At 41.5% G+C, this 23503-nt stretch carries 25 protein-coding genes and 1 tRNA gene; 10 read left to right on the forward strand and 16 right to left on the reverse strand.

What is annotated here, in order from left to right; all coding sequences use genetic code 11:
• The coding region (locus WC310_04230) for an adenylyltransferase/cytidyltransferase family protein (protein MFA5358994.1) at positions 1-330 on the forward strand (330 nt) is incomplete at its 5' end.
• A 41-nt stretch (positions 331-371) separates the two neighbouring features.
• Here the strand turns inward: WC310_04230 and WC310_04235 are convergent.
• From WC310_04235 to WC310_04260, 6 genes are read right to left on the reverse strand one after another with little or no spacing between them, the layout of a single operon-like run.
• Positions 372-1478, reverse strand: a complete 1107-nt coding sequence (locus WC310_04235; protein ID MFA5358995.1) for a glycosyltransferase family 1 protein — start codon at positions 1476-1478, stop codon at positions 372-374.
• A gap of 2 nt (positions 1479-1480) precedes the next feature.
• Complete coding sequence (locus WC310_04240; protein MFA5358996.1) at positions 1481-2488, reverse strand: rod shape-determining protein; 1008 nt, start codon at positions 2486-2488, stop codon at positions 1481-1483.
• A gap of 2 nt (positions 2489-2490) precedes the next feature.
• Entirely contained in the window at positions 2491-4353 is a 1863-nt protein-coding gene (locus WC310_04245; protein ID MFA5358997.1) for a DUF4012 domain-containing protein, read from the reverse strand.
• A complete protein-coding gene (locus tag WC310_04250; GenBank protein MFA5358998.1) occupies positions 4343-5152 on the reverse strand; it encodes a glycosyltransferase family 2 protein in 810 nt (269 codons plus the stop codon). The genes WC310_04245 and WC310_04250 overlap by 11 nt, the downstream gene beginning before the upstream one ends.
• Positions 5153-5167: 15 nt before the next feature.
• Positions 5168-6220: a glycosyltransferase family 2 protein gene (locus WC310_04255; GenBank protein ID MFA5358999.1), complete on the reverse strand. Its 1053-nt coding sequence runs from the start codon at positions 6218-6220 to the stop codon at positions 5168-5170.
• Positions 6217-7746, reverse strand: coding sequence for a glycosyltransferase family 2 protein (locus tag WC310_04260; GenBank protein ID MFA5359000.1), 1530 nt, complete (start codon positions 7744-7746; stop codon positions 6217-6219). The genes WC310_04255 and WC310_04260 overlap by 4 nt, the downstream gene beginning before the upstream one ends.
• 287 nt (positions 7747-8033) lie before the next feature.
• Between WC310_04260 and WC310_04265 the strand changes: the two genes are divergently transcribed.
• The 3 genes from WC310_04265 (at position 8034) to WC310_04275 (ending at position 9669) form a co-directional block, all read left to right on the forward strand.
• Complete coding sequence (locus WC310_04265; GenBank protein ID MFA5359001.1) at positions 8034-8723, forward strand: pseudouridine synthase; 690 nt, start codon at positions 8034-8036, stop codon at positions 8721-8723.
• 77 nt (positions 8724-8800) lie between these two features.
• The gene (locus WC310_04270; GenBank protein ID MFA5359002.1) at positions 8801-9199 is read left to right on the forward strand and encodes a hypothetical protein; all 399 of its coding nucleotides are present in this window, start codon (positions 8801-8803) and stop codon (positions 9197-9199) included.
• Positions 9196-9669 (forward strand): macro domain-containing protein, encoded by a 474-nt coding sequence (locus WC310_04275; GenBank protein MFA5359003.1) that lies wholly within the window; start codon positions 9196-9198, stop codon positions 9667-9669. The genes WC310_04270 and WC310_04275 overlap by 4 nt, the downstream gene beginning before the upstream one ends.
• A gap of 188 nt (positions 9670-9857) precedes the next feature.
• Here the strand turns inward: WC310_04275 and WC310_04280 are convergent, their stop codons facing one another.
• The 3 genes from WC310_04280 to WC310_04290 form a co-directional block, all read right to left on the reverse strand.
• Entirely contained in the window at positions 9858-10412 is a 555-nt protein-coding gene (locus WC310_04280; GenBank protein ID MFA5359004.1) for a hypothetical protein, read from the reverse strand.
• A 19-nt stretch (positions 10413-10431) separates the two neighbouring features.
• On the reverse strand, positions 10432-10680 hold the full coding sequence (locus tag WC310_04285; GenBank protein ID MFA5359005.1) for a GIY-YIG nuclease family protein: 249 nt from the start codon (positions 10678-10680) through the stop codon (positions 10432-10434).
• Between the two features lie 241 nt (positions 10681-10921).
• On the reverse strand, positions 10922-12163 hold the full coding sequence (locus WC310_04290; GenBank protein MFA5359006.1) for a replication-associated recombination protein A: 1242 nt from the start codon (positions 12161-12163) through the stop codon (positions 10922-10924).
• A 135-nt stretch (positions 12164-12298) separates the two neighbouring features.
• Here WC310_04290 and WC310_04295 point away from each other — a divergent pair, with 135 nt between their 5' ends.
• From WC310_04295 to WC310_04305, 3 genes are all read left to right on the forward strand, one after another.
• On the forward strand, positions 12299-12466 hold the full coding sequence (locus WC310_04295; protein ID MFA5359007.1) for a hypothetical protein: 168 nt from the start codon (positions 12299-12301) through the stop codon (positions 12464-12466).
• 426 nt (positions 12467-12892) lie between these two features.
• Positions 12893-12968, forward strand: a tRNA-Pro gene (locus tag WC310_04300).
• A 91-nt stretch (positions 12969-13059) separates the two neighbouring features.
• Positions 13060-13518, forward strand: a complete 459-nt coding sequence (locus tag WC310_04305; protein ID MFA5359008.1) for a hypothetical protein — start codon at positions 13060-13062, stop codon at positions 13516-13518.
• Between the two features lie 226 nt (positions 13519-13744).
• Here the strand turns inward: WC310_04305 and WC310_04310 are convergent, their stop codons facing one another.
• From WC310_04310 to WC310_04320, 3 genes are all read right to left on the reverse strand, one after another.
• Positions 13745-14107, reverse strand: coding sequence for a hypothetical protein (locus WC310_04310; protein MFA5359009.1), 363 nt, complete (start codon positions 14105-14107; stop codon positions 13745-13747).
• Between the two features lie 25 nt (positions 14108-14132).
• Positions 14133-15485 (reverse strand): hypothetical protein, encoded by a 1353-nt coding sequence (locus tag WC310_04315; protein MFA5359010.1) that lies wholly within the window; start codon positions 15483-15485, stop codon positions 14133-14135.
• Between the two features lie 85 nt (positions 15486-15570).
• Entirely contained in the window at positions 15571-15852 is a 282-nt protein-coding gene (locus tag WC310_04320; GenBank protein ID MFA5359011.1) for an HU family DNA-binding protein, read from the reverse strand.
• A 318-nt stretch (positions 15853-16170) separates the two neighbouring features.
• Here WC310_04320 and WC310_04325 point away from each other — a divergent pair, with 318 nt between their 5' ends.
• The gene (locus WC310_04325) at positions 16171-16671 is read left to right on the forward strand and encodes a GreA/GreB family elongation factor (protein ID MFA5359012.1); all 501 of its coding nucleotides are present in this window, start codon (positions 16171-16173) and stop codon (positions 16669-16671) included.
• A gap of 69 nt (positions 16672-16740) precedes the next feature.
• On the opposite strand, the gene WC310_04330 is transcribed toward WC310_04325, so the two are convergent.
• The 3 genes from WC310_04330 to typA form a co-directional block, all read right to left on the reverse strand.
• Positions 16741-17292 (reverse strand): NYN domain-containing protein, encoded by a 552-nt coding sequence (locus tag WC310_04330; GenBank protein ID MFA5359013.1) that lies wholly within the window; start codon positions 17290-17292, stop codon positions 16741-16743.
• 299 nt (positions 17293-17591) lie between these two features.
• A complete protein-coding gene (locus WC310_04335; GenBank protein ID MFA5359014.1) occupies positions 17592-18989 on the reverse strand; it encodes a DEAD/DEAH box helicase in 1398 nt (465 codons plus the stop codon).
• Between the two features lie 139 nt (positions 18990-19128).
• Positions 19129-20943 (reverse strand): translational GTPase TypA, encoded by a 1815-nt coding sequence (typA, locus tag WC310_04340; protein MFA5359015.1) that lies wholly within the window; start codon positions 20941-20943, stop codon positions 19129-19131.
• Between the two features lie 236 nt (positions 20944-21179).
• Between typA and WC310_04345 the strand changes: the two genes are divergently transcribed.
• Both WC310_04345 and WC310_04350 read left to right on the forward strand, forming a co-directional pair.
• Positions 21180-21533: a hypothetical protein gene (locus WC310_04345; GenBank protein ID MFA5359016.1), complete on the forward strand. Its 354-nt coding sequence runs from the start codon at positions 21180-21182 to the stop codon at positions 21531-21533.
• A 15-nt stretch (positions 21534-21548) separates the two neighbouring features.
• Positions 21549-21794: a hypothetical protein gene (locus WC310_04350; protein ID MFA5359017.1), complete on the forward strand. Its 246-nt coding sequence runs from the start codon at positions 21549-21551 to the stop codon at positions 21792-21794.
• Positions 21795-21871: 77 nt separating this feature from the next.
• Here WC310_04350 and WC310_04355 read toward each other — a convergent pair whose 3' ends face one another.
• Entirely contained in the window at positions 21872-23329 is a 1458-nt protein-coding gene (locus WC310_04355; GenBank protein ID MFA5359018.1) for an ATP-binding cassette domain-containing protein, read from the reverse strand.
• Positions 23330-23503 lie beyond the last annotated feature (174 nt).

A 23503-nucleotide genomic window follows, 5' to 3' on the forward strand; every position in this document is an offset into this window, starting at 1 on the left:
AAAGTCATGATTTTTGGCACGTTTGACCATCTGCACCCGGGTCATTTGGATTTTTTTACCCAAGCAAAAACTTATGGCGACTATCTGATTGTAGTTGTTGCTCGCGATATCAATGTCAAAAAAATCAAAGGTCATAATCCCGACAAAAATGAAAACGTTCGCCTGCGTGAAGTCCATGCAGTCAAACCGGTCGACAAAGCCGTTCTTAGTGTAAAAAAACAATCAATCAAAAACCCCCTCTGCATGGTGGGGTTTTTTCGTTGGCTTGGCAAACGCCCGCCTGCAACGCTATGCGCGAAGTATTGCGGGCAGGTGAGTTTGCCGTTTTGACGCACTCTCGTGCCTGCCTTGCCGATAGGCGGGCGTCAATCCTATAATTTTTCTATTTCTTTCCAGGTTGCTTCTGCGGTTTTTGACCAGCTAAAGTTTTTCACTCTTTCTAGTCCCCTGTTTTTTAATTCCTCTGCCAAAGTCCGATCAGTTAATATTTTGTTTATTGCTTCGGTGATTTGCTCTGTGTTTTGTGGGTCAACTAGTATAGCGGCGTTGCCTGCTACTTCTGGACAAGCGGTGGTGTTTGAAGTAATTACCGAGCAGCCACAGGCCATGGCTTCTAGTATCGGAATACCAAAACCTTCATAAAAAGACGGAAAAACAAAAGCGCTGGCTGCGTTCATTAGATACGGCACATCTTCTTCTTTTATCCAGCCGGGAAGAATAATATGATCTTTGGCCGGTGAACTGTCTAAGGCGTTTTGGATATATTGATAACCGCGGCCGGGTTTACCGACGAGTAGGAGCTGGGAATTGCGATCTGGGAGCTGGGAAAAGGCGTTGATAATGCCGTGGGTATTTTTTTTGTATTCCAGGCGGCTGATCGACATGATAAACGGTTTGGTCACGCCGTATTTGGCAAGCACCGCTGATGTTTTTTGTTCGTCGTTTATCAGCTGATAGCACTTTGCGTCATAGGCAATAGGAATAACGGCAATTTTATTTTGTGGTACATGATAGTATTTGATAATGTCGTTTTTGGAAACTTCTGAAATAGTGATGATTTTTTTGACAAACATTTTTTGCCACCAAGTGGTGAGGTTTAGATAAAAGCGTCCTTTACGAGTGTAGGCGCGAGGAAAAACTTTGTAGGCGACATCGTGAATAGCCACTACGGCTTTGCCGCGAGAAAGAAAAGGAATGACGTGCGCCGGAATAAAATAAATATTGGGTTTATGCAGTAGCAATTCGACAGACAGGCGAAAATGCGTCCATAAAAACTTGGGTGGCCAGACCAAAATCTTGCTTTTCCAATTTGCCGGCAGTATAGCCAAGTCCCCTGTTAGCGGAGTATCTGAATATAAAACGACCTCCACGGTAGGAGGAATAATTTTTTTAAATTCTTGGATCACGTGCCAGGCGTACCATTCGACTCCGGTTTTTTGGGAACGATTAGCGCGTGAGGCGTCGATTCCGATTTTCATAATTATTTTGTCGCTAAGATACTACGTTTATAACTCTCGAGATTCTCTAGGGCAATACCGGTGCCGCGAGCAACACAAAGTAATGGTTCGTCTGCCACATAAGCAGCAACTCCGGTAGCGCGAGAAACTAACTGATCGATGTTACGTAGCAAGCTAGTACCGCCGCTCATAATAATACCTTTATCAATAACGTCGGCGGCCAGTTCAGGCGGGGTTTTATGCAAGACGTCTTTGACCGCGGCAATAATACCTTCTAGTTCGTTTTGGATAGCGTCAGTAACGTCGTCAGAGGTAACAGTAATGGTTTTAGGTAAACCCGAGACCATGTCGCGACCGCGGATCTCCATCTGAAGACGTTCTTCCATGTATAAAGCCGAACCAATTTGGATCTTTATATCTTCAGATGTTCGCTCGCCTATCGCCAGACCGTATTTTTTTCTAACGTGTTCAGCGATAGCGGTATCCAACTTATTTCCGCCGACACGCACCGAAGTGGAAGCAACGATACCGCCCAAGGAAATAACCGCCATTTCAGAAGTACCTCCGCCAATATCTATAATCATATGACCTGATGCGGAGCCGATAGGAATATTGGCACCAATAGCAGCTACCACCGGCTCTTTAATAATATAAGCAGCACGGGCTCCGGCGGCAATTGTCGCGTCGATAACAGCTCTTTTTTCTGTTGAAGTAATGCCGGCCGGAACTGCTACCATAACTTCCGGACGAAACAAATGTACTCCGCCCAAAGCTTTATTGATAAAATAACGTAGCATCGCTTCAGTGGTGCGATAGTCGGCAATCACCCCGTCTTTGAGCGGACGTTTGGCGATTATAGTATCTGGCGTGCGACCAAGCATTTCCTTTGCCTCAATACCAACGGCAAGAATTTTTCTATCAACCTGCGAAACAGCAACAACGGAAGGTTCATTAATGATAATTCCTTTTTTTGGAATATGTACTAAAACATTGGTCGTGCCCAGATCAATGCCTATTTTCTTGATTAACATAGTTATTTTTGCAGTGATAAATTATTTATTTTCACACTTCTGTCGACTATCAAATCGGTTTCTGCTACCTTTTCTAAGTTACCCAATTTTACTCTAATACTCAGTTTGTGTCCAGTTGTGCCAGGTTGTTTTTGAACAAATAATGTGTACGACCCGGCTGTCAGCTGGTCTTTGATTCGTGGCGGTAGTTTATATTCAAAAATTAAAGATTTGGTCTCGCCTGGTTTAATATAAATAAAAGCGCCAAAAGAGGTTTTATTAAATTCATTGGTAACATCCACTACTCCGGTTTTTCCCGGATCATCTCCACGGTCATTGGTTAACGCGCCGCTGGAGCTGATTAACTCACTACCGGCGGGAACGTAGAGCCTGGTATAGGTACGTAAGGCAGTAGTGCGATAGTCAACTTTTCCATTGTTTGTATAACTGATCGTGGCAATAGATATTAAATTACCAGACTGATCCTCTCTTAAAGTATAATTTATTTTTTTATCAACAATACGGTCGGTTTTTAGAGCCACCATATTAGCATCAATAAACATCAGATAGTCGCCATCGGTTTGTTTAATTTCCCCCGTCCAACCGTTGCTATTATAAATACTTTGTAGATTTTTATTTTGGTCAAAAAGTAAAACGTGTTTTTGTATTAAATTATTTTGAGCGTAGCTCAAAATTTCAAGCCATTTGTCGATCGGCAAGCCGGCAAGTTTGGCGATAAGTTCTGTAGACAGTTCTTCAACAATATCTTTTCGGTTTTCCTTTTTTAATCCCCTTTCAATATAATTTTGTTCGACCTCATATTGCAACAAATCTCCAAAATTAGCGGAATTAAAAACCAAATCTTTGGTTTTTATCGGTCCGGTAATATCAAGTAGCCCAGCGACAAAATCTTGATCAAAAGCAATCACGCCACTAGGGTTTTCTTTACCTCTTTCTTGTTTATAAAACCAAAGCAATTTTTCCGCTGCCGCAGGGAAATCCGGATACCAGTTGGCATCGCGAAAAAACCATTTTTTAGCCATAAAATCCTTAATTGGTTTTGGCGGTTCAATATTAAGATAATCAGCGGCTTCTTTGTCTAAAGCATAAGAGTCGGAAGTGCTGAGACTTGTCAATAATCCGTCTCTGACTTTGGCAATACCGTAAACGCCGATAAATCCCCCTGTTGGTCTTAGCTCGTCGTTATTTTGCATGATTAGCAAATAAGTTTTTGGCGCATCATATCCGGACATTAGAGGTAAGGCTTTGATTAAAGAATCGGTAATTTGCAGCGACGGATTGATCAGGGGTAAAAAATTATTTATTTTTTTTGATAATTTTTCTAATGGTAAGACCAAATTGCTTTGTTTGACGCTTTGCAGCGCAGCGACTGAAGATTTTATTTTGGGATCCAAATCTTTAATCATCGGCAGTGCCAAAGATAGGTTTTGCAAAATTGCTTCTTTTTGTCTGCCGTTTAATTGTTGGTAGGTGTTTCCTTTCGGTACGATCCGTCTCAACTCTTGAACAATAGGTAAAAGATTTTTGCCTGAATCAATCAAGTATTCACCGGCAACGACTATTTGAGAGGCAAAAACATAATTGTCGCGCAAAACAGGAATTCCTTCCATCCAAGCGGTTTTATCCAGAGAAGAATGGATAATTTTCAGATCTTGAGAAATATTATTTATAGATTTTTCCGCGGTGGAAAAATCTTCACTAATAATATCATTTTGTAATTTTAACAGATCACTTTCCAGACTTGGCAGCTGGTCGTTGATACTTTCTATCGGTTGATAAACTTTATAAACAACGCCAACAAAGGCGATTATGATAATTGCCGAAATAACAACCAGGTTAATAATAAATATTTTTTTACTTTTCATGATTTGGTTTCGGCGCGCCGAAATATTTAGCAAAATATTTAATCCAGCTTTTTATATGTTCACGTACGACTCTGCGAGTAATGCCAAAAATTAAAGATGTTTCCGCCGAAGACCTCTGATGATAATGTACAATTTCCGTGCCAGCAAAATAAACCACTTTGTAACCAGCCTCCCAGACACGACGGCAATAATCAACATCGTCAAAATACATAAAAAATCTTTCATCCATCAGTCCGATTTTTTCTTGAGCTGATTTGCGCAACAACCAACAGCCACCTAGCGTCCAGTCAACTTCTCTGTTTTGAGTATGGTCCCAATCCATCATTAAGTAATGAGCAACCTTTTTTTTAAGCCAAGGCAGTTTCCCCAAAATAGTTCGGCGATAAAACGGTATAAAAAACGTGGGAAAACGATAGCAAGAATATTGAAGCGAACCGTCGGGATTGATCAGTTTTGGTCCCAAAATACCAATTTGCGGGTGCTCATCCATATAGTTGATCATTTTACCTATTTCATTAGTTAAAATAACAATATCAGGATTAAGGATCATCAAATAACGACCTTTAGCGGCTTTTATTCCCAGGTTTACACCACCGCCGTAACCGAGGTTTTTTTGCGACTGGATAAATTTAACGCTAGGAAAGTATTTTTTAATCATTTCCCCGGTATTATCACCCGAAGCGTTATCAATCACAATAACTTCATGCTCAAAATCTAACTGTAACAGTATTATCCCCTTCAAACATTGCTGCAATAGTCCCATTGATTTGTATTTTAATATTATGATTGATAATTCCATATTTTAATTTATATGTTACCTAAACCATGGTCTGATATCTCTTGCCGTTATTTTTCTGATTTTTTTTATTTGACGACGTTTGGCTAAGGCTGACGGTAAGAGAATAAAAACCTGACCGATAGTACGCAGTGTAAATGTTTCTAAAAAAAGAATATACAAAAACTTTTTTACTTCATAAAAGAGTATCCATGGCAGATGCAATATCCAGTTACTAAAATAATCATTTTTCAGAATCATCAACCAATGATTGCGAAAAGAATATTGGTTGACTATTTTTGATTTACGTCGTCGGTCGCGAATAGTTGTTAAGTTATTAGCTTTAGCGTGTCCAAAACCGCTTCGGTGATGAGAGCTTTCTGCCGTCGGAACATACAATGCTGGCCAAGCAGCAAGCTGCAATCGCCAAGCCAGATCCACGTCCTCTTTGTACATAAAAAAATCTTCGTCAAAGTATTCGAAATACTCAAAACTTACCGCAAATTTGTAGCTTTCCCTGGCACGATTATTACGCAACTTCACTTCTTCCAAGGCGGATCGACGATACAAAACAAGACTGCCGGAAATACCGAAAACCATTTCCTGTTTATTATATTTATTCGTGTCCTGCTCGCCGGCTCCACGATCGACAAATCGCCGTGCTTTGCTTGCCGTTATACCAGTAGTGTCGATAATTTTTGACCCTGACGTTTCGGAATTATTTGATTCATTATTTATTTTTATTACTTTACCGCCAAAACTGCCATAACGAGGGTGGGTATCGGCTGTTTTAACTATTCTTTCTAAAAATTCTGGCTGCAATATAACGTCTTGGTTAACGAGCAGTACATATTCGCTATCCCAAAATTTAATCGCCTGGTTATTAGCTTTGGCAAAACCCAAATTTTTAAAATTTTGCAAAACAGTAATATTGGGATAATTTTTTTTAATATGTTCCAGTGTCCCATCAGCTGAAGCGTTGTCAACAACGATTATTTTAAAATCTTGAAAAGTTTGATTTAAAACAGATCTTAAACATTCATCAATATAATGGATAGCGTTATAAGTAACAATATTTATTGATATTTTCATAAATTGTGTTTTTTGGGACTAACCCAGAAGCCCAAACGATATTTACCGCCGAGCATCAGACGGGTTTGGGCGTCGATCGCCGGTATCGAACCGAATAAAATCAAAGTGATCGGCAGCAAAACCCATTGTAAAACCATGATCAAATATTTATGACGTGGCGTCTGATCCGGTCTGGGTGGCAGCATAAGCAAATTGGAAATAATCGAAATAAACATGCCGATCATTGCCAGCCCCATTAATTTTTCCATAACAAAAGGGGCGTTTTGAGCAAGAACAGTCGCTTTTTCCTGTCCTTTTGTCAGATACAGCGGCAAACGTCCTAAAATAGTAATAAGTATCGGAACAGTCGCCCAAGAATACATGCCTTCTATCTGATTCCAGATTAAACGGAATCTGGCGCCAAATGGTATTAGGTTTTTTTTCTTTTTTTCTTTAAAATGCCAAAGCATGTACGGGATGTGTTCCGCGCCCCAAGCCCAGCGGCGCTGTTGTTTATATAAACTTTTCAGACTCTGCCACCAAGAATCGCAAGAAACGGTAGTCATTGATACCGGAACAAAAATCGGCGTAACCGAATAATTTCCGTTATAACGCAGGAAACCTTGCAGATAAATCCTGGAGTCTTCAGTAACAATATCTTTTTCCCAAAAATCAACATCAACCAGCATCTGCCAGCTCATTGAATGAGAGGAAAAGGTAAAAAGTCTTTCCGGTCGCATCAATTCGGTCATCAACCAAAAAGTTGTACCAAAAGAAGATATGCGGGTTATCGAGTCGGATTGCCAGATGTTGTTATTGTACAAAGCAATCGGTTGATAGCTGGTTTTCAACCTGTCAGGATGGGTCAGGTATTTGTAAGTAAGGCAGGAAAAGTATTGGGTATGAGCGCAAGTGTCAATATCAAAGGAAGAAACAATAATGTCTTGGTAATCAATGTGCAGTTCTTGATCAATGATTTTTTTTATTTCATGACCGGCGTAGTTGATATTCGACCCTTTGCCCGGCACTTCATCTAACAGATCGACTGGATGGATCGTATAAATAAAACGAAAAAAATTATCGCCAAACTCTTTTTTTATCATCTCGGCTTTTTGAGTAAACGCTTCCCTGCCAACGCGTTCTTCTCCCGCTAAAACAACAATAAATCTATCAAGCGGAAATTTTGTTTGCACTAAACTGGAAAAAGTATTGCGTAAAACCTCAATTGATTCGTTATAAGTGGGCAAAAATATAACATGGTAGATTTTACGCCAATCCGAAATTTCCGCTTCCAGTTTTTTTTGCCAGTCGATTCGGATATCCCGACGATAGTTTTTCCATGATAAAGAAATGTAAAAAATAAAATAACAGACCCGAAAAAGCCAATAAAGATCAAAAACGATAACAAAATAAATAACCCAAAGAGGCCGAACAAAAGATAAAAATATTGCCAAAATAATCGTTATCCAGGTCAGTGTGCCGGGAATAAATTCGTAAAAACGAAATCTGGCGTTGCGTCTTAGTTCGTTTTGATTGCTAGATGCCATAGTAATTAGAATTCTAGCAAAAAATTAGCCTAAAATCAACCGTAAAAGCTGTCTAATTTTTGTTTAAATTTAAACAAAAAGAAAAAGGGCAGACCTTTTTCATCTATTTTGCAGGAGGGGTAAGCCACAACTGATTCAGCGAGTAACGCCAAGAATCTGGCGAGTGCAAAATAGTGTTGGGGGGTGAAAGTTGGTCTGCCCTAAGTGTTTTAATTCGTGCCTTTACCTGAGTATATTTAATAAACATAACCGTGTCAATGTTTTTCTTTTTTGCTATAATAAGACCTATGGAACAAATTAGATTACAAAAATTTCTTTCTACTGCCGGCGTCGCCTCCCGACGAGCTGCTGAAGAGCTGATAAAAAACGGCAAAGTCAAAATAAATGGCATCCTGGCGCAAATTGGTCAAAAAATCAATCCTGATAAAGATAAAGTTGAGGTAAATGATAGTTTGATTACCGCCGCGGAAAAAATGATTTATTTGGTTTTAAACAAGCCAACCGATTATACCACTACTCGGTCGGATCGTTTTGCCAGTAAAACGATTTATGATCTACTACCCAAAGATCTGAAAAATAAAGTTTGGCCGATCGGTCGTCTGGACCGTGACTCTTGCGGACTGATTATATTAACTAACGATGGTGAGCTGACACAACGTCTCACCCACCCCAAATTTGAGCACGAAAAAGAATACTTGGTAAATTTTCGTGGCACTTTGGACGAAGACAAGATTGCTCACCTGGAAAAAGGCGTGATGTTTCGCGGAGAGAAATCCGCTCCTTGCAAGGCAGAGTTGCTTAACAAAAGTGAAGTGAAAATAATCCTCAAAGAAGGTCGCAAACGACAGATTCGCGATATGCTCTCTGCCGTGCATGTGCATGTTACTTTTTTGCGTCGAGTCCGCGAAGGTAGGCTGACAATAGACAGAGTACCGGTAGGAAAATATAAGATAATTAGTAGAAAAAACATCATTTAATTAATATTTTCTTAAAGATTGACAAAAAGTTTTGTCTACTGTAAGTTGCAAATGTACCAACAAAAAAGGAGCAAACAATGCCTGAATACAATCTTGACTGGAAAGAAGAAATGACTCCTGCCAACGTCGAAAAGATTGGTGCCATGCTGCGTCAGTTACTACGGAATAAAACATACGTTTTTGTTTTTTGCAGCGAGATTATTGACTACAAGCCATTAGTTACGGTTGGCTTGCGCTTGGCAGGTGGCGACGCCGGTATCAAATGCTTTGCTTATCCGGAGAAAAATCTGGCATCCATCAGTATCGCCGACACTGGCGGAGTCTTTACGTGCCAACTAGTTCAAAATTTGGAAGACAAAATCACTTTCAAAAAACCCGTCTTCCACTTTGAAAGAAACCAAGTTACGGTGACCCATCGCGCACCCAGCGGCAATCTGATTTATTGGGTTATCGCGGTTCAACCGGATATGATATGATGCATTACGTAACTGGTGATGCGACTGCACCTCAAGGACAGGGACCAAGTGTTATCGTTCATGTTTGTAACGACATTGGTGCTTGGGGTGCGGGATTTGTCCTGGCGATATCCGCCAAATGGTCGGAACCCGAGACCCAATATCGGGCTTGGCACAAAGAAGGCGGTTCTGTCCCCTTTGAGCTAGGCGCGACGCAAATTGTCGCCGTGGAAAAAAATCTCTGGGTGGCAAACATGATCGGTCAGCACAAGATCAAACCGAGAGACGGTGTCCCGCCTGTCCGCTATGAAGCAATCAAGCAATGCCTGAATACCGTGGCGATTTTCGCGAAGGAACAAAAAGCTTCGGTCCACATGCCGCGTATCGGCTGCGGTCTGGCCGGTGGCACTTGGGCCGAAATCGGTCCAATCGTTGAAAAGACTCTTGTTGCGCAAGGCGTTGACGTCTACGTCTATGATTTACCAAAATAAAACATTCTAAAAACCCCGCCATGCGACGGGGTTTTTTCGTTGTCATCCTGAACGAAGTGAAGGATCTCTCCAGAAAAGAAATAAACACGAATATTAAATAAAACGTAATCATCGATGATTACGTTTTATTGTATTTTTTCCTTCGTGGGTAATCAAGAGGGATTCTTCGCTAACGCTCAAAATGACATCTACTTGACGATAATAAAACTATCAACTAGCTTGCCAAAAAGATCAATATCGCTCTCTGTCGCGCTATTAACATAAACATTGATTACCTCATCGCCCTTTTTGAGTATTACCGAGTTGCCAACTACTGGCGATCCCTGGTATTTAGTGCGAATCGCCGGTATGCCATTTACAGTGATATTATCTCGAGACAAATAGTTTATAGCTACGTTGTCTTGCATGTAGCCGAGATATTCATCAGGCGTGCCAGTAAAACTAGACACCTCTACCCCGCCAAGACCAGCTTGACCATTAGCGTCAATCCCAAACAAAGAGTTTTTAGCATTGTACTGGTTAACCGCTGCTTTCCAGGCGGCCGGATATTTGAAACTATATCCGCCGGTAGGGTTGGTAAAAGTCTGCCAGCCTTCATAACCCGGAGCTGGTACGACTGGTTCATTAACATCTACGGTTGCGATATTAGCATTTAGTGTAGCTGTAGGAGCACTGGTTAGCGAACAGCCAGCGAGGACGAAGGTCAGACTCGCCAAAGTGAGGATAAGAAATGTTTTTTTCATAAAGTTATGGTTAATGTTTTTATTTAAAACTTTTTATCAATTCCAGTTTGTCCGCTCTGGGCAACTTCTTTATTCTAGCTTCCTCGCGCGAAGCCGTGGATCTATTGCGAAATTTCCTAGAGTAAACCAGTTTGATCGGTCGGCGGGCGCGAGTGTACTTGGCGCCAAGTCTAGAGCTGCGGTGCTCGGCGACTCTCCGCTCCAGATCCGTAGTGATCCCGGTGTAGAGGGTTTGGTCGGAGCATTTGAGGATGTAGAGGTGGTACATAGATTCAATATTTCACTTAACGGGCGGCGGCTGATCCGAAGTGGCGAGGCCGCTTTAGCGGCCGAGACATTTCGGATAGGCGCTGTTGTGCGAAGTCGCGGAGCGACGAGCCAACAGAGCGCCGTCAGGCGCCGCCCGTTGTGCCGAAGGAGCGCAGCGATTTCGGCACAACTAGCTACTATCTGCAGTGTTTGGGTGATAAGTGCCGTTTTTGGTGTGTTGTGCGCAGTAAACGTACTTTTTACTTTAAATATTTCTTCCCCTTCAACCTCTTCGGCAAATAGTCCTGGATGTCACCGGCATATCCAAAATTGGGATTATATTTGTAGTCTTTACCGTAACCTAGACCCTTCATTAGTTTAGTCGGCGCGTTGCGCAAATGCAAGGGCACTGGGTCGTTTTCACCCTCTTTGATATCTTTTTGTACTTCCATATACGCTATATAGAGGTCATTACTTTTTGGCGCGCGGGCTAGGTACACCGCGGCTTGGGCTAGGATCACGTTACACTCCGGCATACCGATGAAATGACACGCTTGATAAGCGGCAACGGTCTGGGGTAGCGCTTGCGGATCGGCCATACCTATGTCTTCGGAAGCAAAACGCACTAGACGGCGCGCGACATAGAGCGGATCTTCGCCGGCCTCAAGCATGCGACCAAGCCAATAGAGACTGGCGTCGGCATCTGACCCGCGCAGACTTTTGTGTAGGGCAGATATTATATTGAAATGCTGCTCCCCTGCCCGATCGTACAGCAGATGCGAGCGCTGCAGCGAATCTTTGATTTTATCTTTATCTAGGATAATTTTTTTGGTCTGGTCTTGGCTGGTGACGGCTAGCTCAATAGCGTTGTAGGCGGTGCGAGCGTCACCATCCGCCATGGCAGCGAGATATTTGATAGTTTCGGCGTCAACCTTGATCTGGAGCTTGCCGTAACCTTTTTCTTCATCTTTGATTGCTCTGACTATCAGATCGGCGATATTTTGGCCGGTGAGTTTTTCGAGGACAAAAACCCGGCAGCGGGATAGGAGCGCCGAGTTTATCTCGAAAGACGGATTCTCGGTTGTTGCTCCGACTAGGATAATCGTCCCGTCTTCGATATGCGGCAGAAGCGAGTCTTGTTGCGATTTACTCCAGCGATGGATCTCGTCGATAAAGAGAATGGTTTTGCGATTGTAGAGTTTAGCGTTGTCGTTAGCTTTTTTCACCACCTCGCGCAGTTCTTTGACCCCGGTGGACACAGCGCTAAACTGGATAAAGTCGGAGTTGGTCATCTTGGCCACTATTCGCGCCAGAGTGGTCTTACCACACCCAGGCGGACCCCAAAACACCATAGAGGGCACTCTATCGGCTTCTAGGGCGAGTTTAAGCACCTTACCATTAGCGAGCAGGTGTTCCTGACCGGCAAAGTCGGCTAGATTCTCCGGCCGCATTCGGTCGGCCAGAGGGGCATGTTTTTTGAGATTTTGGTCAAATAAATCCATATTTTTGGTTAACCCACGTGCATCTATTGTATTCCTTTCAGGTGGTTTAGTAAACCTATAAACTAAATCAAATATTGACAAATAATCAAAAACGGCTTAAGGTTAAAAATCAATCACAAAAAGGAGGTAGCAATAATGAAATCTGAAGTGATTGGCGCTAGTGGTGATGACGATCTCAGAACTAAACTGGATAACTTTCTTGCCACTGTTGAACCGCAAAAAATCCATTCCACCAACTTGGCGTCTATGACGTTCCCAAACACCGGCGGAAGCATTTTGGTCATGACTATCATCTACGAATAAGCGTTCAGCCCACAAACATTAAACCCCAGAGAAAAGCTGGGGTTTTAAATTTACTTAAATATAAAAAAGAACCGCCCAAGCGAGCAGTTCTGATTGTTTGTTGTAGTGACGACTTAGGGCACCATCACTTTGGTTTTGGGCAAAACGCCGAACCTGTCGCCTGTGGTCAGGTCGGTGGCGTTGATGCCGGACGCTTCTTCGGTCTGATTGCGATGACCTTCTTTCATGCACTCGTAGTCGTCGAGCTAGAAGATCGCTTTTTCGGGCAACTCGCCAAACGGTATTCTGTTGGTCATGCCTTGATCCCCCTTTGTTTTTTTCAAATCTATTTGCTGGTCACTCTACTTTTTATTGCCGGTTTTGTCAACTATACGACCGCAACTTGTTTTTTCTGGCGGTATTTGTTATTCTTTTGCCATATTACAGCGGGGTGTAGCGCAGTTGGTAGCGCGCACGCTTCGGGAGTGTGAGGCCGGGGGTTCGAATCCCCCCACCCCGACCAAAAAAGGTCGTCATTTGAGACGGTCTTTTTTGTTTGGCTGACAAAGTGCTATAATATACGCAGGTGTTTTTTAAAATAAATTAATAAAAATATGATTAAAACAATCAAAATTTTAATTATTATTGTGTTGCTGATTTTTGTCTTGGCGTTAATCTGTCTTAGCTATGTTTATTTTGCCAAACAGCAAGAGACTAATTCCAATAATAACTTGACCGAGGTTGATTCAACCCTGGTTCCCCGCGAAGAGCTTTTTACCAAGTATTTCGTGCAATCAACGCTAACCAAGGAAACGTACACTACTGATGAAAATATTGAAGTTAACTGGCAGCTGCAAAAAAACCTGCCGATCACAACGAAATTTTTGGTAAAACTGGTTGATAAAAATCAGGGAATATTCATTTCCGAAACAGAAGCACTTGATTTAACGAAATACAACGGCGCGAAAATAAAAAATCCGGGAAAAGCTGGCGAATATGAAGCCTGGGTTTATTTGATTGAAGATGGTAGTGTTCAACTTCTTGCCCAGGTATTACCTTTCTCGGTGAAATAGATTGTCATTTCGAACCCTTCGCTTACGCTCAGGGTAAACTCTGTGAAGAATCCAATCCTGCTGTCATCCTGAACGAAGTGAAGGATCCCTCTTAATTACCCACGAAGGAAAAAATACAATAAAACGTAATCGTCGATGATTACGTCTTATTTAATATTCTTGTTTATTTCTTTTCCGAAGGGATCCTTCGCAGGCTCAGGATGACAGCAAGGGAAAAAGCTGTTTCCTACCTCAAAAACCCGCACCATTTGATATTCATAATCGAAAAAACCACCGCTAAAATCAAAACCAGAAGATAATGAATTAACGCCTGTTTTTTTCTGCTAGCCAAAGGAAAGCTAATAAGTGTCAAAACGTAAATACCTAAAATAATTGACACTTCGTATTTAAACCGGTTCCAAATAGTGCCGTCAAAAAATAACACCAGTGATCCGGCGAGATAAAAAAGCCCGGAAAGGACGCCGATCCAATAATACTTTTTTGACAAAAAAGCGTATTTGCCACCGGTAAAACTATCAACGGCAATAGCGGCAATAGCAAGCGCCAGCAGAAAAAAACTGCTGATAATCAAAATGCCAACAACAGACATATTTTTTTTATATTAATTAATCGGTTTATAGTAGTACAACACCTTTTTCTTCTTTTGTTTCTCGTTTAAAGATAATCTGTTCTATGCGGTAGGTGCCAAATTTTGGCGCGTCCAAAAATCCTTCAAAAGCGGCTTCGGCTAACCAACCGGAGTAAATCCAGTCAAAAAGCCACTGGTGAGTATATTTCGGGTCAAGCTGATCCAATCCCCCGCCAATAGTTTCCAACCAGCGTTGGTTAAATTTTTCCTGCGAGCCGATGGGTGGCGCCATGATAATAGGAATTCCCAGTCCGGCATAAAACGCCAGCTCGCTCGGTTTGGTCCACAAAATATCGGTATCGCGCAACAGTTGGTTAAACTTTTCAAAATAAGCATTTTTATCAGGCGCGTAGATAATATTAACATTCTTACCTAAAAGTTTTTTTAGCTTGGTTTTTTCAATGTATTTTTTAAAAAAACAATAAACATCGTTACGAACTCCGGCAACTAAATTAATTTTTATTTTTTGCTCAAATAAATCTTTTTCCAGGCTTTTAAGGATAACTAAACCCAGATCTCGCTGAGCACCGGCGCCGCCGACGGCAAAAGTCAAAGTAAGTAGCTTGCTTTTAAAAGATTTGTTCCCGTCGTGATCTATATAACGAACTAAACTTTGGTGGTATTTATTAATAAAAGTGTGCTTGGGGTCTAAATGATGAACACGCTCCCAAAGATCCTTTTTAAGTATCGACATGTCTCTGCCGCCGATATTTTCCTTGGGCAATGGAAATCCGGTCAGAATAATATTTTTTGCCGGTACGCCGTATAGCTTGAGCCTTTCCGCTACCCTGGTATTGGAAGCCAGATATTTGATTCTGGTTTTTTGCGGTATTAGCGGCGCCCAAACGCGGCTGATATCGGCATCACAAAGCATACAATAGACCTCGCCCTTATATCCGTGTTCCTCGGCAAAAAAAGCCGGCACAAAAAAACTGGTAAGTAACGGCAATTCGGATTTTTGGTTTAATATTTTGATCAAATCCTCCCCCCAGCCATTTTTTATCATTCGATAGATTTGTCTGAGTTGAAAATTTGGTGCGGAAAGATCGCGTTTGGGATAAAAATTTTCAATTTTTTGAAAAGCATTGTCGTAAAAATCAAAAATTGTTTCGCCAATAATCGGAATTTGCTTAGCCCGAGAAACCAATTCATAAAAAGCTCTGCTGCCTTCCCATTTTCTTTTATCCGATCTAGGTATACCCGGATAGTCATTAGCAATAATAATTCCGTCTTTAGCTATTGATTTGAAAGGGTAGGCTGCACGTTGATGACCATAACCCATATTGACGGCTATTACCCACGCTTTATCTCTGTTTTGTTTTTGTTTTTTGCTAGACATATTCAAAGTGCCTATATTATATCATAAAAAATTACAAAAAGCCCCGTCGGATGACGGGGCTAAAAATTTACAGTTTTAACCTAGTTTATAGAATTGAATCTTTGGCAGCTTTAGAAACGCGGAATTTTACTACAGTGCGAGCGGGAATCTGAATGGTTGCGCCAGTGGCTGGATTGCGTCCCTGACGAGCTTTGCGATGAAGCTTAACAAGTTTGCCAATACCCGGAATAACGAACTCTCCAGCACTCTTTACCTGGCTGTATGCCAAGTCGACCATAACGTCAAGAAAATTAGCGACGTCCTTTTTTGCCAAACCGGTTTTTTCCGCTAAAACCGCTAGTGTTTGGCTTTTAGTCATTTTTGCCATAACTTTTTTGTTAATAATTAATTTCTTATTTAGCTGTGGATATTATAGCAAGTTATTAAAAAAAACACCATATTATTGGGGATATTTAATAATTTAAAATTTGCTCAAGAACCTGGCGGCTAAATAACATAAATATGACTTAGCAATATTTTATTTAAATTTAGACCTTTTATTTAATAAATACAATTTTTTTAAGAAAAATCTATCCCCTATAAAAATATATCAGATGATCAGTCGGGACATTATTAATTTTACTCGATATTACTTTAATCATAAAAAAACCTTGCCACAAAAGTCAGAAGTGCTTATAATCGATCTATGCAAGTACCAATAAGAAAACCTGGAAAATATACTCATTCTGCTATCGATCACAATATTACCGAATCTAAATATGAAGAGTTAAGGGCAGAATTAACTCGCTTAAAAAATATTGCTCTTCCCGCCGCTGCCAAGGAAGCGGCGCGTCTTGCTGAACACGGAGATTTTTCGGAAAACGCCGGTTATCAGGTAGCTAAAGGCAAACTCCGCGGTATCAACCAGCATATTATCGAACTGGAAGAAATGATCAAATATGCCAAGATCATCAAGCCGCAAAAAAATAGCGACGTTGTTGGTATGGGTAGTACCGTAACTTTTGAGCAAAACGGCAAACACACAACGTATAAAATACTTGGTTCGGCCGAATCCAATCCCAGCGCCGGTGTTATATCAGCCAATTCGCCTATTGGCGCGGCGCTGCTTGGTCATCGCGTCGGTGATAGCGTCAAAATCCAGATTAAAGACAGGATCAATATTTACAAGATATTAAAAATTGAATAAAAAACCGCTCGGTTAATCCGGGTGGTTTTTAGTTTGAAATAGGATCTAAGTATATGTGTATTATACAGTCTAGACTAACCCTTTGTATTCGAACTTTTTTACCTCTTCTTCTAGTAATAGACGAGAAAGGTTAACATTCTTTTGCATTCCGAGACTCGGTTGGTGGGAGAAACCTACATATTCTATTGCTTTCCCCAAATATTTTATTTTTTTAATTGCCGGTATTAAGTCGGTATCTGACGATATTAAAACAGCGGCGTCGTACATACCATCGTAAGCTCCGATTAGCAAATCTATTGCTATTTGTACGTCCACACCTTTTTCGTGGAATTTGCCATTGTTTTGCATTAAGTAGCCCTTTTTAATAACAAAATTTTTTTCTAATAATTTGTTAAATAGTCGTTGTTGTCCTGCTCTTAATTTTTGACCTCTTTTATCGTCTTTTCCTGCCCTAATAGTTCCTACATAATAACGATAAGAAACAACTTCTCTACCACGAGCTAAATAGTCACACAGACCCTTGTAGTCAAAATCGGTTGTATGCTCTATCTTCAATTCTTTTAATTTAAAATATAAATTACCACCATCAATATAAATCGCAATTTTTTCTTTTTCGGTCATAAAGTTTATAAAAACCCACTGTGTTTCCGAAGAAACAGAGTGGGTGTTTTTAGCGAAAATAAAGTATTCGGTTCAACCTATTATTCATTTCAGGATACTGCATATTACCAAATTCATCCATTTTGTCAATACCCCATATCTTCTAAATGTTAGTATACACGAAAAAGATCATTATTAACATAGCTACTTATAAAATAATTATCCACAGTTTTTAAGGTTATCTTTTTATGGTATTTTATGACAAAATATGTAAAAACACCCTGAATAAACCAAGGCGTTTTTTATATCAAACATTTTTTTTAACGTTGTCCTCGATAGTCGCGGCGAGATACTCGGCGAGGCGCATAATCAAAGCTGTGACGCTGTGATCTGCCGCTTTTACCGCTAAGGCGACCCTCACCAGCGCTTGCACTTCGAGATGGAGTGCGAAATGTTCCGTGGTAAGGACTTTTAGACGAACCTCGGTAGGAATTTCTATCTCCACTAGGACGCTGACGGTTACGGTTAAAACCACCGCTACCAAAACGTCTCTCACGGTCTTCAGGCATAGCAGCTCCGACGCGATGAGGTGGTAGTGTCGGTGTAGTGAGAATGGGCAAAGTTTTACGGATTAGTCTTTCGATTTGCTTAATATCAGATCGTTGTTCTGGTGTAGCAAATGAAACTGCTTTACCAAACTTGCCGGCACGGCCGGTACGACCAATACGATGAACATAATCGTCAAGATTATCCGGTAAATCAAAATTTATGACCAATGAAATATCTTTTACATCAATACCACGGGCAGCAATATCAGTAGCGACAAGCACCTGATATTTGCCGGATTTAAAACCATCCATGGCTTCACGGCGTTGAGCTAATGAACGATTGGAATGAATTTCAATAGCTTTTCTATCCATTGAACAAATACCAGCCGCGATTTTTCTCGCGCCGTGTTTGGTGCGGGAAAACACCAGTACCGTACCGTCGTGATCGGTCAAGGTTTTTTCCAAAAGGCGCATTTTATCTTCTTTACGAATAACAAATACTTCTTGTTCGATATTAGCTGCAGTCTGACCGGATGGCGCTACTTCAATACGAAAAGGCATTTTCATGTGGCGCGCCGCTAATTCTGATATGGCTTTGGCAATAGTGGCAGAAAACATCAGTGTCTGGCGTTCTTGTGGGGCAGCGGCCAAGATTTGTTTAAGCTGAGGTAAAAAACCAATATCAAGCATTCTGTCAGCTTCGTCTAGTACTAAGATTTGAATTTTTTCCAAAGAATAAGTTCTCTGTTGCATATGGTCGATTAATCTGCCCGGGGTAGCTACCACAATTTGCGGATTGCGGCGCAACTGAGCAATCTGTCGTCCAGACGGTTCGCCACCGATGATTACAGCAGTTTTTAGTCCTAGACTGCGACCGACTTTTTGCAGTACTTCATCGACTTGCAAAGCTAGTTCACGAGTCGGTACTAAAACCAGCGCTTGGCCTTTACTTTTAGCTAAACGCTGCAAAATTGGCAAACCAAAAGCCAAGGTTTTACCCGTACCGGTTTGAGCAATACCAATAACATCTTTTCCTTCCAAAATAGCAGGGATAGATTGATGTTGAATCGGTGTGGGGTTGGTGAATTTGTTGTCGGCTAAAATAGCTAACAAACTTTGGGCTAGACCTAGGTTATTAAAGCTAGGCGCCACTTTGTGTACTGGTGTCATAACAAAAAAAATTAGTGACCCGCATTCTGCTTTAGGTCACCGTTATATGACACAAGAAGAGTTTGAGTCCGTAAGCGCTTTATTTAGACGCTTTTGATTAAGATGCAACTATATCATAATATAAAATAACTGTCAAGCTTTAACTTTTACGAGATGCCGATTCTTTCTTTTTTGCCTCTTCCTTGTTCAGAATCATTTTACGAATCCTGACACTTTTTGGAGTTACTTCCACTAGTTCGTCCTCACCAATGTATTCTAAAGAGTCTTCTAGATCCATGGTCCTTGGCGTATTGAAATGCTCGGCACTACCATCACCCTTGGATCGCATGTTAGATAAATGTTTAGATTTACAAACATTAACCCAGATGTCATCAATACGGGCATTTTGACCTACTACTTGTCCAGCATAGACATTGACGCCAGGACCGATAAAGAAAACACCGCGGTCTTGGACGTTCAGCATGCCGTAAAGATTGGTTTCGGCAGTTTCACAGGCTACCAGAGAACCTCTGTCGCGTTCTTGCCAGCTACCTGGATCAGGTTTGTAACTATCAAACATAGTATTGATTAGTCCCAGTCCCCTGGTGTCGATAAGAAATTCCGAGCGATAGCCAAAAAGTCCTTTGGTCGGCACTAAAAATTCTAGATAAGTAATATTGCCTTCGGTTTTCATTTCCTTTAGTTCACCGCGACGGGAGCCAAGTTTTTGGATCACTGCTCCGGCATGGATTTCCGGTGTTTCAATAAAAATCATTTCAAAAGGAGTCAGGGTTTTGCCATTTACTTCTTTGGTAATCACTTGTGGGCGCGATACTTGTAGTTCATAACCCTCGCGACGTAAACGTTCAATAAAAATTGCCAAATGCAGTTCACCGCGACCAGATACTGTCCAGGTGCCGTCCGGTTCGTCGTTGACGCGCAGCGCCATATCGGTTTCCAGTTCTTTGTAGAGCCGAGCGCGGATTTGACGAGAAGTAGTGTACTGCCCCTCCCTACCAGCAAAAGGCGAATCATTGACGCGAAAAATCACTTTGACGGTTGGTTCTTCGATAGAAAGTAATGGCAAAGCAATGGGATTATTTACATCAGCAATAGTTTCACCAATAGTTGCCTCAGGAATACCGGCTAGCGCTACTATGTCGCCCGCTACGGCTTCGGTTGTGTCGATACGACCAAGCCCCTCAAAAGTCATCAGGGCAATCAGTCGACATTTTTTTTGTATCCCAACACGGTTGATATGCATTACTTCTTGACCGGCGCGCAGTGTGCCGTTGTGCATTCGGCCGATAACGATCCGACCGCGAAAATCATCAGCGGCAAGAGTGGTAACAAGTAATTGTAATGGTTTAGTGGCATCACCAGAAGCCGGAGGAATGTTTTTGAGAATAGTATCAAAAATTGGAGCAATGTCAGTCATCTTGGATAGATCGGAATCAATTCCCGCTTTACCGTCACGAGCAGCGGCATAGACCACAGGAAAATCAAGAGTTTTGTCATCAGCGCCAAGCTCGACAAATAGGTCAAAAGTTTTGTTAAGAGCGTAGTTGCATCTAGCGTCTGGTTTGTCGATTTTGTTGATCACGACAATGATTTTCAGTTTCATTTTCAACGCTTGTTTGAGAACAAAGCGGGTCTGAGGCATTGGGCCTTCCTTGGCATCAACTAGCAGCAAACAACCGTCAGCCATAGTCAACACGCGCTCGACTTCACCGCCAAAGTCAGCGTGACCAGGAGTATCGATAATATTAATCTTGGTCCCCTGCCACATCACCGAAGCGTTTTTGGAAAAAATAGTAATGCCGCGTTCGCGCTCTAGCTCGTTTGAATCCATAATCAAATCATTGCCGGAAATTTCCTTGTCCAGTTTGGTTTTTGATTGGCGCAGCAGCGCGTCCACTAGCGTGGTCTTGCCGTGGTCAACGTGAGCTATGATGGCGACATTACGTATATCCATAAAATATGATGATAGGAGGTTATGAGGATAAGATAATAAAAAAAAGCTTTTAACCTAATATCCTAACATCCTATCCTCCTGCCTTCCTAATATGAATAAAAAATTCCCGCACCGGGGAACCTTGTCAGACTGATTCCATAAAGTAACGCCATTTTAACATCCTAATATATTTTTGTCAACTATTTTTATCTTATTTTAAATATTTTTGTTATTTCTATTGACTTTATTTTTATAATATGATATATTTAAAAATCAAGATTTTTGACAAAAACAAAAACAGGAGGATGGAGTCGATGAAAGATTACGGTGAAACGATTTTGGTTTATTTTTTGACCATTATTATTTGTGTTGTCGCGGCTTGTCGCGGCATCATGGTCGAGCCGCAAATCGCAATCCGCTCCCTTGAGAAACAAGGGTATGTCAACGTCCAAATCACGGACAAAGACTGGTTACTTGTCGGACTTCGCGGTTGCAGCGGCAGCGACGCCGCTAAATTCTCGGCGCGGGCGACAAACCCCGCCGGACAAGAAGTTGAGCTTAATGTATGCGCCGGATGGCCGTTTAAAAACGCCACCGTACGCACCGACTAATCGGGGGGTGCCTCAATGAAAAAAGCGAGTTTGACGTTTCAAGAAAACGTCAAAAAGCTATGGGGTAATCCCATAGCCGTGGCTAAAGAAGCATTTTACGAACTTTTTTTTCGTCACAACGAAGAGGTCGGTCTTGATTATGCCGACCAAATTCGCCACGCCATGCAAATCGGCGTCATGGCGGGAGAGATGACCGACGGTCATCCCGAAGCGTTTGTCCAACGCTTCGAGAATGAAATTCTCAACGGCGAGAAAGAGTGAAACACTTTTTTTCTCGCATTCAAAAAAACCGCCAATATAACCGAAAAGGTTGAGGCGGTTTTCTTTTTGTTAAAATTTTATATCTTATCTAGCTCCAAAAACTCATCAAACTTGATCTCTTTAACAAAATCCGGCATGTGGCTGATCAGTATCATCGCGCCGTCATATTCGTTGATAGCTTTGGCAATCACCGGTAAATGACGAAAGTTGATGTGGTTGGTAGGCTCATCAAGGACTAGTAAACCCGGCTGCATCAAGACAAACTTGGCAAAAGACAGCAGTCCTTTTTGGCCTTCGGACAGATCGCTGATTTGGTGACCCATTAGGTTGCCGGTGATCAGCAGATTGGCAGCAACAGAGCGCATATATTGGATATCGCCACGACCGGACTCCTCCAGACTACTTTTCAGCGAATCAAAAACAGTAGCGTTAAAGTCTAGCGCTGAAAAATCTTGGCTATAATATCCTACTCTGATGCCATCCATAATTTTGGTGCCTTCATCGGTGTTATTAACCAGCGCTCGCAGTAGCGTACTTTTGCCAATACCGTTTGGTCCGGTGATGAGTAGACGCGACTTTTGGCGCAATACTTTATTAACCGGCTTAACTATTGGCTCATGGTTTTTGATAATTTTTACGGATTTGATAGTAACTATATTACCAACAATATCTTGAGCTGGGATGCTAAAATCATGGATACTTTTATCTTCTCGGCGAACTTCGACTTTGTTTTCTTCCATTTCCAAGGTTTCTTCTTTTAGTTTAGACGCCAGCTTTCTCATCTTACCGCCTTTGTTGGCAAAAAAGTTTACCTTTTCTTTGTTATCCTGGATTTGCTTTTCCAGCTGGGCGTTTTTCATCTGTTCGCGCTTGATCCGGTTTTGGATTTCTTCGACCACAGTGTAGTAGTCACCGACATAGGTTTCTATTTTTTTGGTAAAAAAATCTAGATAAAGCACGCCCTCGGTAAAAGAGTTAAGAAAATCCGCATCATGGGAAATCACCACCACGGTTTTTGGATACATTATTAAAAAAGTAATCAAATGATCAATACCAGCCTTGTCCAAATTATTAGTTGGCTCATCTAGTAGTAAAATATCCGGATCTTGAATTAGAGCAACGGCTAGGAGTAGCCGTGCTTGCTGTCCACCGGATAGTTCACCCACTTTTCTGATAGTAGGAACATCGAGGTTAACCGCATCGAGCGCTTTGCTGATTTTACTTTTGATACTCGGCGGAACCACCTCAAAAGCTTTGGTAAAATATTCCTCCACCGTCATATCAAAGTCAGCTCGTTCCACCATTTGAAAAGCAGTACCAATAGTAGCGCCATTGGTGATATTTACGCCACCCTCGTTTGGTTTTAGTTCTTTTCGAATTAGAGAAAAAATAGTGCTTTTACCGGCGCCGTTTTGACCCATGAGAGTAATTTTTGATCCAGCGTGTACGCTAAAACTAGCCTCTTCCAGCAAATATTTTTTATCCGGATAAGCAAATGATACTTTGTCGAAGCTAAGTATTACTCCTTGTGCCATATCTTTTACGATTGTTGGGATATTCTACACTGCTTTTCCCTTTTTGGCAAGATTAACCAAGCTGTTATCAGTATTATTTCAAAAAATATTAAGTTACTAAAATTTTGGGGGCTTGGGAGTGGAAGCTACGCCAAAGCCGAAGCCCCGAGAGTCGAACGTCAGTGAGCGAAAGGG

This window comes from Patescibacteria group bacterium (assembly GCA_041653535.1).
Lineage (GTDB): Bacteria > Patescibacteriota > Patescibacteriia > JACRDY01 > JACRDY01 > JBAZFH01.